General features: G+C 42.5%; 10 protein-coding genes. 9 read left to right on the forward strand and 1 reads right to left on the reverse strand.

All coding sequences use genetic code 11. The features are described from left to right. The 9 genes from AB4Z17_RS24240 to AB4Z17_RS24280 form a co-directional block, all read left to right on the forward strand. Positions 1-583: S-layer homology domain-containing protein (locus tag AB4Z17_RS24240; protein ID WP_441962582.1), on the forward strand; the 583-nt coding region annotated here is incomplete at its 5' end. A 42-nt stretch (positions 584-625) separates the two neighbouring features. Beyond that, positions 626-6940, forward strand: a complete 6315-nt coding sequence (locus tag AB4Z17_RS24245) for a family 78 glycoside hydrolase catalytic domain (RefSeq protein WP_441962583.1) — start codon at positions 626-628, stop codon at positions 6938-6940. 581 nt (positions 6941-7521) lie between these two features. Beyond that, complete coding sequence (locus AB4Z17_RS24250; RefSeq protein ID WP_441962585.1) at positions 7522-8988, forward strand: sensor histidine kinase; 1467 nt, start codon at positions 7522-7524, stop codon at positions 8986-8988. Between the two features lie 7 nt (positions 8989-8995). Beyond that, positions 8996-9682, forward strand: coding sequence for a response regulator transcription factor (locus tag AB4Z17_RS24255; RefSeq protein ID WP_441875110.1), 687 nt, complete (start codon positions 8996-8998; stop codon positions 9680-9682). A gap of 171 nt (positions 9683-9853) precedes the next feature. Beyond that, entirely contained in the window at positions 9854-10681 is an 828-nt protein-coding gene (gene bacA / locus AB4Z17_RS24260) for an undecaprenyl-diphosphate phosphatase (RefSeq protein WP_441962587.1), read from the forward strand. Positions 10682-10832: 151 nt separating this feature from the next. Then, a complete protein-coding gene (locus AB4Z17_RS24265) occupies positions 10833-11606 on the forward strand; it encodes a COG4705 family protein (RefSeq protein WP_441907361.1) in 774 nt (257 codons plus the stop codon). Positions 11607-11925: 319 nt separating this feature from the next. Then, positions 11926-13008, forward strand: a complete 1083-nt coding sequence (locus tag AB4Z17_RS24270) for an endospore germination permease (RefSeq protein ID WP_441962589.1) — start codon at positions 11926-11928, stop codon at positions 13006-13008. Next, positions 13005-14483, forward strand: a complete 1479-nt coding sequence (locus tag AB4Z17_RS24275) for a spore germination protein (protein ID WP_441962591.1) — start codon at positions 13005-13007, stop codon at positions 14481-14483. Before AB4Z17_RS24270 ends, AB4Z17_RS24275 begins: the two co-directional genes overlap by 4 nt. Before the next feature lie 5 nt (positions 14484-14488). Then, complete coding sequence (locus AB4Z17_RS24280) at positions 14489-15664, forward strand: Ger(x)C family spore germination protein (protein WP_441962592.1); 1176 nt, start codon at positions 14489-14491, stop codon at positions 15662-15664. Positions 15665-15682: 18 nt separating this feature from the next. On the opposite strand, the gene AB4Z17_RS24285 is transcribed toward AB4Z17_RS24280, so the two are convergent. Then, positions 15683-16440: IclR family transcriptional regulator (locus AB4Z17_RS24285; RefSeq protein WP_441962594.1), on the reverse strand; the 758-nt coding region annotated here is incomplete at its 5' end.

The raw sequence follows: 16440 nt of genomic DNA on the forward strand, positions 1-16440 counted from the left end.
ACTGAAACCTGTGCTGCAGGTAACTGTAGCTGGAAAATCTATTACTGTGAATTGGAAAGATATTAAAGGACATTGGGCGGAGAGTGCGATTAGGGAAGCGGCAGAGCTCGGTTTTGTTACGGGATATGCCGATGGAACATTCCTTCCTAACCGCGCAGTAACGCGTGCGGAGTTCTCAGCTATGATGGTTCGGGCGCTTCATCTAGAACTTGGAGCAGACAGTAAACTTGCCTTCAACGATAGCGATAGAATAGCTGCGTGGGCGAAACCGTATATCGCAACAGCGGTTAAGGCAGGTCTATTAAAAGGTTATGATGACGGAAGCTTCCGCGCAGACCAGTTAATTAATCGGACAGAAATGGTTGCTGTCGTCATGAGGGCTCTTGATCTAAAAGCAGACCAAAATACGAAGCTTCAGTTTGCGGATGCGTTAGAAATTCCTGTTTGGGCGACTGGTTACGTAGCTGCAGCTGTGGAGACAGGAATAATCAAAGGGCGAAATGGTAACCGGTTTGCACCTCTAGAGCATGCTACTCGGGCTGAGTCGGTAGTCGTCATCCTTGCAATGCTGAAGCAAAAATAGAACGATAAACAATAACAAAGGAAAGTCGAGGGGAAAAAAAGTATGAGGAAAACCATGAGTCTTCTATTAGCTTTGGTGATTGGCTTCACATTATGCTTGCCTATGACTAGTACGGCGTATGGCGAAGCGGGTGGAACGGGAGCAACGATGGCGGTAACCGATTTAACGACGGAGTACACGAACAATCCGATCGGTATTGATGTGGTGAAGCCGAGGATGAGTTGGAAGCTTCAGTCCGATAAACGTGGACAGCTTCAAACAGCTTACGCCATTCAGGTAGCTAGCACCAACCAGAAATTGCTGGATAACCAACCGGATGTGTGGAATACCGATAAAGTTGATTCGAATCAATCGGTAAATGTCGTTTATGACGGCAAGCCTCTGGAGTCCGGCAAACGTTACTTTTGGAGAGTAAAAGTATGGGACTTGAACAATGAGAAGGCTTCAGAATGGAGTGATCCTGCTTGGTGGGAAATGGGTCTTCTCCATGATTCGGATTGGCAAGCGGATTGGATCGGTATGAGCGACGCGAACAATATGACAACAGAAGGTCTTAAATGGGTTTGGTTTCCGGAAGGGAATCCGGCTTCAAATGCTCCTGCAGGAGATCGCTATTTTCGCAAAACCATTCAATTGCCGTTAGACCGGACAATAACACAAGGGAAATTTTTATTAACTGCGGATGATGGGTTCGTGTTATATGTGAATGGAAAGCGAATGGGCAGTTCTATCAAAGCGGTCGATTCATGGAAAGAAGGCAAAATTGTAGATGTCTCAAGCGCACTCATTCCTGGATCTAATACGATTGCAATCCAAACATCAAACGATGGCGGACCTGCTGGTCTGCTTGGCAGCTTGAAAGTGGTATTCGAGGAAGGAACACCTCTTCAATTGAATATGGATCAAGGTTTGAAAGCAGCCAAGGTAAAGATGGAGGGATGGGAGAAATCAGATTTTGATGACAGCAGCTGGTCAGCTGCGATGATCGTCGCGTCCTATGGGGAGTCGCCGTGGGGGAAAAATGTAAAAATTACAGCTTCGCCTCCTTACATTCGCAAAGGTTTCTCTTTAGAGAAGTCCATTGCAAAAGCAAGACTTTACTCCAGCGCTCTCGGAATATATGAACCTAGCATTAACGGCAAACGTGTAGGCGGAGATTTATTTACGCCAGGATGGACAGATTACACCAAGCATATTCAATACCAGACCTATGACGTAACTGATTTGCTTCAAAACGGTGACAACGTCATTGGCGCTATATTGGCAGAGGGATGGTATTCCGGACATGTCGGTTTTATCGGTCCGAACATTTATGGCGATAGCAACTATTTGTTCATGCAATTAAATCTTGAGTACACAGACGGTTCAACTGAAACGATTGGAACGGATCAATCATGGAAATGGGCAGCAGGGCCAATTGTATCTTCTAGTATTTTGATGGGAGAGACCTATGATGCAACGAAGGAATTAGACGGATGGGATACACCTGCCTTCGATGCAACGAGCTGGGATTCGGTTCAAAAATTAGAGAAAGAAGTGACTGGGAAGCTAGTCGCCCAGGATGGCCCAACGGTTCAATTAATTGAAGAAATGAAGCCGATTAAGATGACAGAGCCGGAATCTGGCAAATATGTGTTTGATTTAGGACAGAACATGGTCGGAACCGTAAGGCTAAAAGTAAGCGGTGAAGCGGGTCAAACGGTTACTCTTCGACATGCAGAGGTATTAAACCCGGACGGGACCTTCTATACAGCAAACTTGCGCGCGGCAAAAGCAACGGACCGATATACCTTGAAGGGCGGCGGAGATGAAGTATATGAGCCGAAGTTTACGTTTCATGGTTTCCGTTATGTGGAGGTAACGGGTTATCCCGGCGTGCCGAGTATGGATGCCGTTACAGGGCAGGTCATGCATACAGCAGCACCGTTTAGCGGCAAGTTAGAAACTTCTAGTGCGATGTTGAATCAACTGCAAAGCAATATTACTTGGGGACAGCGAGGCAATTTCTTGGAGGTTCCTACCGATACGCCTGCCCGTGACGAGCGTTTGGGTTGGACCGGTGACATCAATGTCTTTATTGGAGCTGCTGCTTTTAATATGGATGTGGCAAAGTTTATAGGAAGCAAATGGATGAGAGATTTGAGAGATGGACAATCAATTAACGGTGCTTTTCCCGATGTAGCGCCTAATGTTCTCGGAGAAAGAGGCAATGCCGGCTGGGGGGATGCTGGCGTTACCGTTCCGTATACCATATGGCAGCGTTACGGAGATATTCGTGTTATTGAAGAAAATTATGATGAAATGGTTCACTGGATCGAATATATGAGAAAAAATAGCTCTGGACTTATTCGTCCGTCGTCCATGTATGGTGATTGGCTGGATGTGAATGATCCAACGCCAGGAGATTTAATTTCTACCGCTTATTTTGCGTACAGTACAAAACTAGTATCCGAAATGGGGCATGCCATCGGCCGTCAAGAGGATGCCGACAAGTACGAGCAGCTTTATGGGCAAGTGAAAGCAGCGTTTATTAAAGCTTATGTTAGCGAAGATGGAAAAGTTAAAGGAAATAGCCAAACGGGATACGTGTTGGCTTTGTACATGGATTTGGTTCCCGAATCGAAACGTCAAGCTGCCGCGGATCATTTGGTAGAGCTGATTAAAGCGCGCGACTGGCATTTATCAACCGGTTTTCTTGGCACGAGAGATTTATTGCCGGTATTGAGCGAAACGGGACATTTGGATGTTGCTTACCGATTGCTCAACAATGACACTTATCCTTCATGGGGATATCAGATCAAAAATGGTGCGACTACGATGTGGGAGCGCTGGGATTCTATTAAGCCGGATGGCAGTTTCCAAGACATTGGCATGAACTCTTTTAACCATTACGCTTATGGAGCAGTCGGAGACTGGATGTATCAAAATATTGCAGGCATTCAACAGGACCCTGCAAGCCCGGGTTATAAGCATATTTTGATTAAACCTCGACCTGGTGGAAATTTGACTAGCGCCAAAGGATCGTACAATTCTGTTTACGGCATGATTGTAAGCGATTGGAAAAAAGAAGGGGATATTTTTAGCCAGCATGTCACGATTCCAACAAACACAACGGCTACGGTCTATATCCCTACTGACAGCAAGTGGGCAGTAACAGAGAGCGGCCAATTTGCATTGTCGGTGGAAGGGGTACAATTTGTTGGTATGGAGGAAGGGAATGCGGTATTCACTGTTGGTTCGGGTGATTATCAGTTTGTAGTTGATCCTATTATTGGAGATTTAGGCAGTGCCCTTGATGAGGCGGACAAATTTCAAAATGAAGTAATAAGCTATTCCAATAATGGAGAGCTCACCAGCGAACAAACTCAGGCACTTTCAAGTAAAGGCGAGGCGCTCGCAAGCCGAATTGAAGCAAGTATTGAGGCGTACAAAGCCGGTGATGATGCTCTCTTTATCGAGCAAGTTCATCATGCTTTATATGAAACAGACGGTTTACAGCAATGGTTGCAAGAACAAAGCGATACTGGGTCAATAAACGACGCTATTGTTAAAAAATTAGCAAATCTCATTTCAAACGCAACAACGTTTTTGTCAGCCATTAGCAATGAAAAGCTAGGAATAAAGTGGTTAATTAGCCCTTCCGAGGTATCCGTACTGCCCGGAAACACATTTACAGTTGAAGTGAAAGCAACTAACGATGGCGATGCGAGCATTAATGATGTGCGTTATACTCTCCAGAAACCCGAAGGATGGGAAGTCACTTCGATAGGAGATAACCAAACGTCTGTCATTAAACCAGGTGAAACGTTTGCTGCTGCATTCCGTGTGAAAGTGTCGGAGCAACAACAACCCACTAGCCTATTTAATATCGTTGGCAGCGGAAGCTACAAAATAAATGATGCAACAGTGGAAGTGCCTTTGAAGACGACAATAAAGATCGATTCGCCAATCATTATTAAAGCATTAAAGGCTGAACCAGCAACAATCGAGCCAAGCGGTACATCAACGGTTAATACAACCATTCAAAATAAAGGAAGCTTTTCCGTTGAAGGATCTATAGAGCTCAGTGCTCCTTTAAACTGGACGGTTTCCCCTGCACGCCAAGCCTATAGCCTTGAAGCCGGAGAAGAAAAGAATATCAGTTTTGAGGTGAAATCACCGCTTCTTGCCGTTGAAACGGCTGCTGAGCTGCGTGCGATTGCTTCGTTTCATGGAGCTGAAGCAGCCAAGAGCAGTACGACCATTCAAGTGCGTTATAAAAACCCGCCGATAGACTTTTACGATCATGTAGACGTTGGCGAACAAGGCTCTGAACAAAAACATAATGTAAAGTTTTCCGCTCAGTCCGGTGCAAATGTGGAGGAGGGATTAACGAGAAGGTATGTTAATCATGGAGACGCAAATGGTTATTTCCAATTTGATATGACCGTTGAGCCAGGCAAACCTTTCATTATTAGGGCAATCGAAACGTATGATCGAGCACAATTGAAAGATTATTATGTGTTGGTAAACGGAACGAAAGTGCTCAGCCGCGTGAATGAAAAAGATAGCCGAGGTATTGTAACCTATCAATTTGTTGTTGACGATATCTCTTTAACAAAGGATGGCAAGGTGACTGTTCGGTTCCAAGAAGATGAGGAAGGTCGCAATTATGATCCTTCAATTGCCGACGTTTGGACGATGCCGCTGAACGCAGAATATGTCTCATTACAGGATATTCCTGCTAGAGTAGCTGGGGACTCCATAACGATAGCGGGGTATACGACACTCGATAAAGTGGAGGTAAAGGTACTAGGACCGGATCAAGCAATGTTGTACAGAAAAGAATTGCCTGGCGGTGTATTTAGTGACTCCTATTCAATAGCAAAGGATGCGTCTCCGGGAACTTATACAGTGGTTGCAGGCAATGGAACGACGCAAGCAATCAAGCGTTTCGAAGTGAGGGCAAATATTCCTGTTACTGAACTAAAGCTCGATCGTTCTTCCATCGAATTGAAGGATGGTGAAAGCATTGAAATTTCTGCTACCGTCTTTCCGGCAAATGCAACAAACAAAAATGTGCATTTTGTATCTAATCATGAGAACATCGTTGTCACGAATGTTCATTATGATGAGGCTAATCTAGTAACCAAAGCAACCGTTACGGCAACCAATAAGGGAGCGGAAGCATTAACAGGTCTCATAACGGCGACGACGGAAGAGGGAGCAAAAACAGCTGCGCTGAATGTGAAAGTAACCACAGTTGCTTCAGAAAAAGATATGGCCACACTGTCAGGTCCTGCAATGGTTTTAGCGGGGCAGGAGGCAGAGTGGACGATTGGAACGGACAATATAAGTTCAAATTTCACGGCTCTTGATGTTGTTTTTCATTATGACCCGCAGAAGTTTGAATTCCAGACAGTGAAAGAAGGCGTATCTCAAGCGTTAGATCCGTCAGCCATTCAATCGTTGAAGCCGAATTTCGCTGTACTCGGGAGTGCAGTGAAGCCGGAGCTTGGCCAGATTCGAATCATTATGGCAACCTCGGGTGAACAGCGAGGCGGCATCGACGGTGGTCCTTTGTTCAGCCTCCACGGTAAGGTGAAGGCAGATGCAAAGGCAGGCAGCACGACCGTCTCGTTGTCTGATTTCGAAGTATCATTGAATGGCAAAGGAACGATAATGAATGTGTCCCAAGCTTCGCTACTGATCGAAGTGAATCTTGCTGATAAAACGGCACTGAATGCAGCAATCCAGCAAGCGGAGTCCGCTCATGATGCTGCGGTGGAAGGAACTTTACCTGGTCAGTATCCAATTGGAGCTAAAGCAGCATTGCAAGCAGCAATCAACAGCGCGATAGCCGTCAAGAATGATGCGAATGCGACAGGTGAGGAAATTGCTGGTACGCTTAATGCTTTGAATGCGGCTATGAAACGGTTTGCCGACTCGGTCATTCCATCGATTCCTGTGGACAGAACGGTATTGAACGCTGCGATTGCAGCAGCACAGACGAAACATGACAGGGCGGTTGAAGGGACTAAGGTTGGAAAGTATGCTGCAGGATCAAAAGCGGCGCTTCAAGCAGCTATTAATACGGCCAAAAACGCGGGCAGCAGCCAGTGGCAGGTAGATGAAGCTGTAACGTTGCTGAACAAAGCTGTTCAAGTATTCACAGCGAAGATCGTGACATTAATCGAGGGACAAACGAAGGTTACGATTCGAGATCTATCGATTATTGCGAAATTCTACGGTGTAACCTCAGCAGATCCGAGATGGTCAGAAATTGAGAAAGCGGATGTGCTAGGCATAAATGCAATTGATATTCGTACTTTAGCAGCAGTTGCCCAAATGATCCTCGACGAGTGGCGCAAGGAGTAGAGATCAACGAATCTGTTTTCTCAGCAATAGGAGGCAGGTACAATAATCTGCCTCTGAAATTAATTTAGATGAGGAGCTTTTTTACACTCCTCGCGAGCAAAAGCCACCTTTTTAGGTGGTTTTTTTCTATTTATTATTCATAAAACCCCGGACAAACCAATATCTGCATGGTAAATCAAAGGTTACCGAGCTTTATGTATCTCGTCTGCTCAGGGAAGATTTAAGCGGCTTGCCAGCAGTACTTATCGTTATGGTGGTATACGTAGCGGATCTATCTTCAGGTATGAAAAGTAATTTAAGAGAATTTTAATAACTGGTTCACTATATTTTTATAGCCATTGCTTATCCTGAGTAAGAAATAACCATAAATTCATTCACTTAGGAGGATAAAAATGAAGAAAAAGCGGTTTTCGCTTATCACTTATTCGGATTGATATGTACTTTGGTTAAGATAATCAATGGGATGGGGATACTTAATTAATTCAATCTTTTTTATCTTTTCAGGACTTGTCTTGTTTTTTACAATGGGATACATTATGTATGATCGTAAAGAAGCTTAAAAGCGGAGGAGAATCCAGAGTATGTCCATTCGTTTAAAGCTGCTCCTATCCTATGCGGCGATGCTTGTCATTCCGCTTATTTCCATTATTCTCATTTCGCTGCTTATGGTTATTGTATTTCGTGGAGATCTACAGGGTATAAAGAGCATATATGAATCCACCGAAGAGCTTTTTGGCCAAGAAGAAGTGAAGCATATTGCACAAGAAATTAAGCGTTCCTTCGAACTTCAGCCCAACATATTGAATAATCAATCCTATCTTGAAGAAATGACAAATGAGCTTCAAAAAAGAGATTCTGAAATTATTGTCCGAGTAGACGGAGAGGTATTATACCGTTCGCTTGATATTCAAAAGTTTTCAGATGTTAGTTCGAATTTACCGCCGTTTAATCGAAATGAAGCTTTTAGGCAGTATCCGGCAAAAAAGATCGGAAATGCCAACTATTCATTTATGCAATTCGATTTTCATTATCAAAATAACAAGCAGGGAACCTTATTTATCATCTCGAAGGTCAATCCCACTACCTATTTTATTCGTAAGTATTTTCCGACCTTATTTCTATCGTTGATATTTGTTCTGATCGTCACGCATATTCTGCTCACGACATTCATGTCCAAGAATATTATTCGACCTCTCCAAGCACTTCGGAATGCAGCTAGTGAAATAAAAGAGGGAAATTTGGATTTTCAAATTAAGGTTAACGGAAAAGATGAGATTGGCCAGCTCGGTATTATGTTTGAAGAAATGCGTTCGCGACTCCAAACGTCAATTCAAGTTCAGGAGCAATACGAAGTCAACCGAAAAGAATTGATTTCGAATATATCCCATGATCTGAAAACGCCATTAACTACAATTAGAGGTTATATTGATGGCATCTTAGATGGTGTTGCAGACACGCCGGAGAAGAACTTGAAATACATGCAAACGATAGCTGTCAAAGCTGAAGAGCTGGATCATCTTATTAATGAGCTGTTTTTATATTCCAAGCTGGATTTAAATCAGCAGCAATTTCATTTTGAAGCAGTAAATGTATTGGCATTTTTAATGGATTGGTCGGAGGAGCTCGAATTTGAATTAGAGAAGCAAGGTATAACTTACCATTCAGACATCCAGCTTGATCCGTCTGCAATGTTTTTATTAGATCGAGATCAGTTTAAGAGAGTTCTCAATAATATTATACAGAACAGCGTTAGATATATGGATAAACAACAGCCTTCCATTCAATTAACAGCCCATTGTACAGAGAGCGAAGCCATTCTGGAAATTAGAGATAACGGATCCGGGATAGATCCCGAAGCGCTTCAGCATATTTTCGAGAGGTTCTATCGAGCAGATGAATCACGCAATGCTCGAACAGGTGGAAGCGGACTAGGCCTTGCTATTGCCAAACAAATTATGTTAGGTCATCAAGGCGGTATAGAAGCTTACAGCAAGCTGAGGGTTGGTACAACAATTAAGCTATGTATCCCCATAGCGACAAGGGGATGATGATCAAATGAAAAAGATTCTTCTGATTGAGGATGATATAACGATCTCGGAGCTTCAACGAGATTATTTGGAAATTAACGGGTATAAAGTCGATATGGCTCCAGATGGCGAGATAGGTCTACAAATGAGCTTATGGGGGAGCTATGATTTAATTATCCTTGATTTAATGCTGCCCAAGTTAAATGGCTTTGAGGTTTGTAAAAAAATTCGCGAGAAAAAGAACATTCCGATACTGATGGTTTCATCCAAACTTGAAGATATTGATGTAATCCGGGGATTAGGCTTAGGAGCGGACGATTATGTTACAAAGCCGTTTAAACCAGCGGAGCTTGTTGCCAGGGTCAAGGCTCATTTAGCAAGATATGATCGATTGATCGGGACAATGGGATCAAAAAATGAAATTCATATTCGTGGCCTGCGCATTGAACCGAATACACGAATCGTGTTCGTCGATGAGGTGGAGACCATACTGACAACGAAAGAATTTGACCTGCTGTATTTTCTTGCGAACCATCCGAATCATGTGTTTAGTAAAAATCATTTGTTCGAGAAGGTTTGGGGCATCGATGCTATGGGAGATATGCAAACGGTAACCGTGCATATCCGTAAAATACGTGAAAAAATTGAAAAAAGTTCTGCAGATCCGACATATATCGAGACGGTTTGGGGAGCCGGTTATCGCTTTAAAGGGTAAAAAAAGTCTGATTTTGATCAGGCTTTTTTTTATGGATACGGAGAAATCAAGTCCTTCACATGATTTAAGATAATTTTAATAATTGGTTTATTTTGATTTCACGATTAGCTACTACAGTAGGGTTAGCCCAAGTTAGTAAGGCAATTACGCAAAGGGAGCGTGCGAGTGTTCATGGAAAATATCATTAACTCCGTTATCCAAGGGATTGTTGAAGGATTGACCGAGTTTTTACCGGTATCCTCGACCGGACATCTGATTCTGACAGGGAATCTGCTTGGTTTTACCGGTGAAAAGGCAGATACGTTTGAAATCGTCATTCAATTAGGCGCTATTCTGGCAGTCGCCGTAATTTACTGGAAGAGAATACTAAACCTGCTAGGTATAACGAAGGCGAAAGATGACGCGGATGAGCGATTAATACCAACTCATAAACTAAACCTGATTCATTTAATCTTAGCTTGTTTGCCTGCCATGGTGTTAGGGTTAGCGCTACATTCGTTTATTAAATCGTACTTATTTTCCCCGTATACGGTACTGATTGGATTAGTACTAGGCGGCGTGTTTATGCTGGTAGGTCAGCAGAAACAAGCAGTGGTACAAGCTGAAGACATTGATCAACTATCCTATAGACAGGCTTTATTGATAGGCCTGTTTCAATGTTTGGCGCTATGGCCGGGCTTTTCTCGTTCAGGGGCAACCATTGCAGGCGGATTATTAATTGGTGCAAGCTATCGGGCTGCGACCAACTTTTCCTTCCTTATCGCCATACCGATGATGGTAGCAGCCAGCGGCTACGAGCTGCTGAAGAGTTACGATACGTTAACGGCTTCAGATGCTGGTTTCTTTGTGACTGGATTCATTGTTGCTTTCCTTGTGGCGCTTATAGCCGTGATTACATTTTTAAAGCTGCTTGAGCGTGTGAAGCTGGCGCCATTTGCTTATTACCGTTTTGTGCTCGCAGCTGTATTTCTAATTTATTGGCTGCTTACAGCRCAATGACCCAGTTCTAAGAAGAAATAAAAGTGAAGAGATTTGATTTGCTCCATCATTGCCTATTACGTAGGCGAATTTTGTTGCATATCGTTTGCCTGCTTCGGAAAACAAGAGACACATTTAGAGCAAACTCTAATTCAAAGGAGACTGATCTGTCATGAATACGATATCCAAGCATGAAATGTTAAGCAAGGTGCCAGGTATAACGATCTATTTTTGGTTGATTAAAATCATGGCTACAACAGTAGGAGAGACGGCTGCGGATTATCTGAATTTCAATTTGAATTGGGGTCTTGACAATACCACATATTTAATGGCGATATTACTGATTGTTGCTTTGGTATTTCAATTCAATGTGAAAAAGTATGTACCTGGTATTTATTGGGTAAACGTAGTGTTGATCAGTATTTTGGGCACACTGGTAACGGATAATCTCACTGATAATTTTGGAGTGTCGCTAGAGGTAACCACGATTGTATTCTCCATTTTATTGATTCTCACTTTTATTGCCTGGTTCAAGAGTGAAAAAACGTTGTCCATCCACTCGATCTACACCACCAAGAGGGAGGTCTATTATTGGTTAGCCATTCTATTCACGTTTTCACTTGGCACTGCTGCCGGTGATCTTATCTCTGAAGGGATGAATATGGGATACTTGCTGGCTGCCATGTTATTCGCTGCTGTAATCGGTATTGTATCGTTTGCTTATTATCGCTTCAATTTGAATCCCGTATTGTCATTCTGGATTGCTTACATCGTCACACGTCCACTTGGTGCCTCGCTTGGAGACTATTTGTCCCAATCTAAGGACGATGGAGGACTAGGATTTGGAACGGTAGGTACGAGCGAGATCTTCCTCATTCTGATTTTATTCATGGTTGGCTATCTGGCTAAGACAAAGAAAGATGTTATCTCTACAAGTGAAAATTGAACCCGTTGAGTGGGCAGTGTCGCTGGATCRTATTTATTAAGGCAGAGATTATGATACAACGATTATCGGCTTAGACTGAAATCTGAATCCGCATGATATTTTGAGTAAATATATATCGAGCGCGCCAAGGTGGAAATAATAGGTGAGTAAGCATGCTGCGTAATGCAGCATGCTTTTTTACATTTCATTTAAATCGTGCATACATAGTACTGGTCTATTGATGTGATATGGGATAAAGCTCCATCTCCATGCATAAATGGGCGCTTCGAGGGTAATTATACCAAATGAAATATTGTCCGGAAAATGGAGGTGAATAACAGTGGAAGTATCCTTTTCTAGACTTCAAATCATTTTTTTATTGTTGTTATCGCTCGGAATATCGAATCATGTACTAATCATTCCGCATCTGTTAAAAGCAGCGGGACGCGATGCCTGGATTAGTATTCTGCTTGCTTATGTTGGCTTGATTGTTTGGAGCCTGATCTTATATTGGATTTTAAAATCGATGAGTACTTTATCGTTTCAAAGCTGGATTGAAGGCCGAATCGGAAAAATTGGTTTTAATGTCATTGGCGGTGGATTCGCTCTATATTTACTGGTAGCCGGCATGATGATTGTTTTTGATACAACAAAAAACGTCAATATTTATTTCCTCCCGAGAACAGCGAGTGCTATCGTTATCCTCAGCTTTATTTTTTTGGCTTACTGTGCCGCTAGAGGGGGACTCAAAACCATCGTATATATGTCTACCGTATTATTRCCTGTCGTTTGGATATTGGGCATCGGCGTAGCTGTTATGACAACGAACAGTAAAGATTACGGCATGCTGCAACCCATTTTGGCAGAAGGAATAGGTCCAGATCTGAGAGGAATAGTGGTCGTTTTTGGCGGGAGCATAGACCTCATGGTGCTGCTTCTGTTACAGCATAAATTGAAGAAACCTTTAAATTATAGCACTATTTTTGTGCTGCTTACCTTATTAGTGGGATTGATCATGGGACCTACAATAGGATCTTTAGCTTCCTTTGGGCCGATCCAAGCTGAAAATTTTCGGTTTCCCGCTTTTGAGCAGTGGAGGCTGGTGATGATCGGAAGACATATTTCACATGTAGACTTTTTTGCAGCTTTTCAATTAATGGCCGGAAGTATCGTGAGAACGGCCCTTATCATCTATTTTTTAGCTCAACTTATTGGACGTGGTTCTGAGAAATATTCACAAACAATTATGATTTGCATTACAGTTGTCATTTCTATACCTTCGCTGTTAATGATTAGTGATATTAGCATGCAGGCGTTCATCCATCGCTACTTCTACACCTATTCACTATGGTTTGGAGTAGCCATAACGGCGATACTCTTTATGATCACCTATATGCCACATCGAAGAGAGGAAGCCCAATGAATCAGTTGCTTGAAGAATCAAAGCTTTTTGTTGATCTGGAAACTAGCCTGCAAAGTGGAAGCCTAAGAAAGAGGCAATTGATAGATGTATTCTCCAATTACTCAGATGTAAAATTTCCCCCATTGCCGCAACTGGAGATGCAGGATAAGCTGACGGCATTTTATTGTGAAGGTATGGTTGATAAAACGGAGTTAAACATCTATTTCACCCGCATGTGCCAGTATATAAACGCCATGTTATGCGGTACGGATGAAGTACAGGCTCAAGTGGACGAATTACCCTTATTCGCAATAAAAACGACAGCTGAAGATATGGTGTCTCATTTATTTTGCGGCAGCTTGATTATATATTGTGAAGGAGCAGTGGACTTTTGGGTTGTTCACATTTCTAAGATTCCACAGCGGTCGTTGCAGGAATCGAATACAGAAATTTCAATTAAGGGGCCAAAAGACGCCTTCACGGAAGATTTGTTTACGAATATCTCACTCATTCGGAAACGGATGCAAACGGGTTTGTTGTTCAGTGAGCAGTTCGTCATTGGGAATATTAGCAAAACTGAAGTATCTTTGCTTTATCTTAGTCATAAAGCGAACCCGGAAATGATAGCAGAAGCACGTAAACGATTGAGTAACATTAATTTGGAGAGTGTGGTAAGCAGCGGGCAGTTGGAGCAATGGTTATCGGATCGAACCTTCTCGCTGTTTCCGTTAATTGATTATATTGGCCGTCCTGATTTTGTTATTGAAACCCTACTGCGGGGGAGATTTATCATTGTTGTAGACGGATCACCCATGGTACTGATCGGACCGAGCAACTTTTTTGAGTTATTAAAATCACCTGAGGATGTCCATTTCCCATATTTTTATGTCATGCTCCAACGAACCCTTCGCATAATGGGGCTCGTCCTCAGTATTTTTTTACCTGGCTTCTGGATTGCCATTGCGACCGTAAATCTGGATCAAATCCCTTTCTCCTTATTATCAACAGTAGTCATATCTCGTGAAGGTGTTCCTATGCCGTCTTTCCTTGAAGCATTGCTGCTGTTATTTCAATTTGAATTGCTTAGAGAAGCGGGCGTTCGGCTGCCTAAAGCTGTTGGACAAACCATCGGTATTGTCGGCGGTTTAATTATTGGAGACTCGTTAATAAAGGCTGGACTTGCTTCACCCACATTGCTTGTTGTTATTGCTATTTCGGTGGTAGCTACATTTAGTTTGGTCAATCAGTCGCTGTCAGGAACAGTCAGCCTGCTCAGACTTTTTATTTTGCTAATCTCCTCTATGCTTGGCATTTACGGTTTCTTCCTGAGCATGTTTCTGATTCTGATCTATTTATGCAGGCTCGATTCGTTTGGGCTTTCCTATCTAGAACCGATATCCTCCCTGCGAATGAAAGACTGGTTATCTGCGTTGCTTGCTGATCCATTCAGAAGGTCACGTTTCTCTTCGGCGATGTTAAACAAAAGGAAAAGGTGAGAGAAATGAGGCGTAATTTACGATTGACTTTTGTTCTGATAGTCCTCTCGCTATGTATCTCAGGCTGTGCTTCAGATGTTAAGGATATTGAGAAATTGAATTATGCATCGGCAATTGGCGTGGATTACAAGGATGGAAAATATCACGGTTATATCCAGTTTGTTGATTTTCAATCGATCGCTAAATCGACTGAAGGAAAGAAGCAAACAGCGAAAATTTGGGTGGGCGAGGGGGTGGGAAGCTCTTTTGAAGAGTCCTTCTTTGCCCTATATCAAACCGCACAAGAACGAATTTATTGGGGGCATTTGACTTCTGTTATCGTGAGCGAAGCAGCTTTCAAAAGAGGATTTGGAGAAATCTACGATAGTATTGTTCGATATTATGAATTTCGTTTAACGCCTTGGGTATTCGGGACAAGAGAATCGGTAAAGGATATTCTCAGCACAGGTGGTTTTCTAGGACAGTCTCCGCTGAGCACCATTCTCCATGAACCGGAAGGAATATATGCTCAAAGCTCTACTATAAAACCGATTAAGCTCCACCGATTAATCGGAGAGCTATATGAACCTGGCTATACTTCTTGTATTCCAGTACTAGCTTTAAACAACAAGCAATGGAAGGAAAAAAAACGAAATGAGCCCAAACTGATGATTGATGGGGCTATATTTCTCAAAAACGAAGCTTATCAAAGCTATATCCCATTAAAAAAACTGTCCGGACTGCGCTGGATGCAACAGGGTACAATTCGTGCAGGTGTATCTGTACCAAAAAATAAGCAGGAAACCGTTCAAATTGTTGTTGAAAATCCTAAAACCAAGTTGAAGCTTGTAAGTGCGGAAGGAAAACCTAAATACAATATTGAGCTAAAAGCGAAAGCTTATATCGTAAGCCAGACTAAGAACAGCTTTCTTGGGCTGCAGCAATTAACTGACGAGACGAAAAAAACAATCGATCAAGAAATTGTTGAGTTATTCCTTACAGGAAAAGAGACGAAGACAGATGTCTTAAATCTTGAACATGATTTATATCGACACCATTACCGCCAGTGGAAAGCCAACTCTCCGGCAGGGGAACTGCTGTTAAAAGAAAATCCAATTAATGAAGTCAAAATTGACTTGAATATTGAGCATTCGAGTTCTGAAAAGTATTCCGTTTCAAACCATAAAGACCCTTCGAAATAATACAAAGCGATGCTGTGTTCATTTCAAATAACCAAACTGCCGTGAAATTTCTTTAGCCGTTTTTAAGACTTTACTCGTATAGGAAATGATTCGATTTTCATCCATACGATGTATGGAGCTAATTAAAGTAAGTGCGGAAATAACCTGACCGTTCGAGTCTCGAATTGGAGAAGAAATGGAAACTAATTTTTCGTTGAATTCCCCAATTACGACGCAATAATCCTGTTTCCGAATTCGTTTCAGTTCCTCTTTCAACAGGGAGGGGTCAGTAATTGTTTTTGAAGTAAACTTGCTAAGAGGTTGGTTCAACATTTTGTTCATTTCAAGCTCATTTTGAAAGGCTAGTAGCATTTTTCCGGAACTCGTGCAATGAAGCGGATTTCTCCCTCCCACAAAAGAACCAATGTCTTCTTTACTTGAACCCTCTCTTTGATAAATATAAGCTACTTCATTTTCCTCCAATACAGCTATTCGGAGTGCTTCGGAGGTTTCTTGCGCGAGACGCTCAATGAAGGGGCTTGCTGCTTCAGCTAAGTCCTCAAAGGACATAACCATAACATGATATAACGATACGATGCGTTGGCCYAGTCTGTATTTATGAGTAACTGGATCTTGAAAAACAAAACCTTCGCTCAGCAAGGTAGACAACAGGCGGCTGGTTGTGCTTTTACCTAGACCTAATTCTTTGGCCAGCTCCGTTAGTCTTTTATCAGGCGTTTGCACAGTAAACAGTTTTAATAAACGTAGTGCGTTTTTAACAGAAGAGAGCGTCTGCG

Origin of the sequence: Paenibacillus sp. TAF43_2, from assembly GCF_052113545.1 — a bacterium.
GTDB lineage: Bacteria > Bacillota > Bacilli > Paenibacillales > Paenibacillaceae > Pristimantibacillus.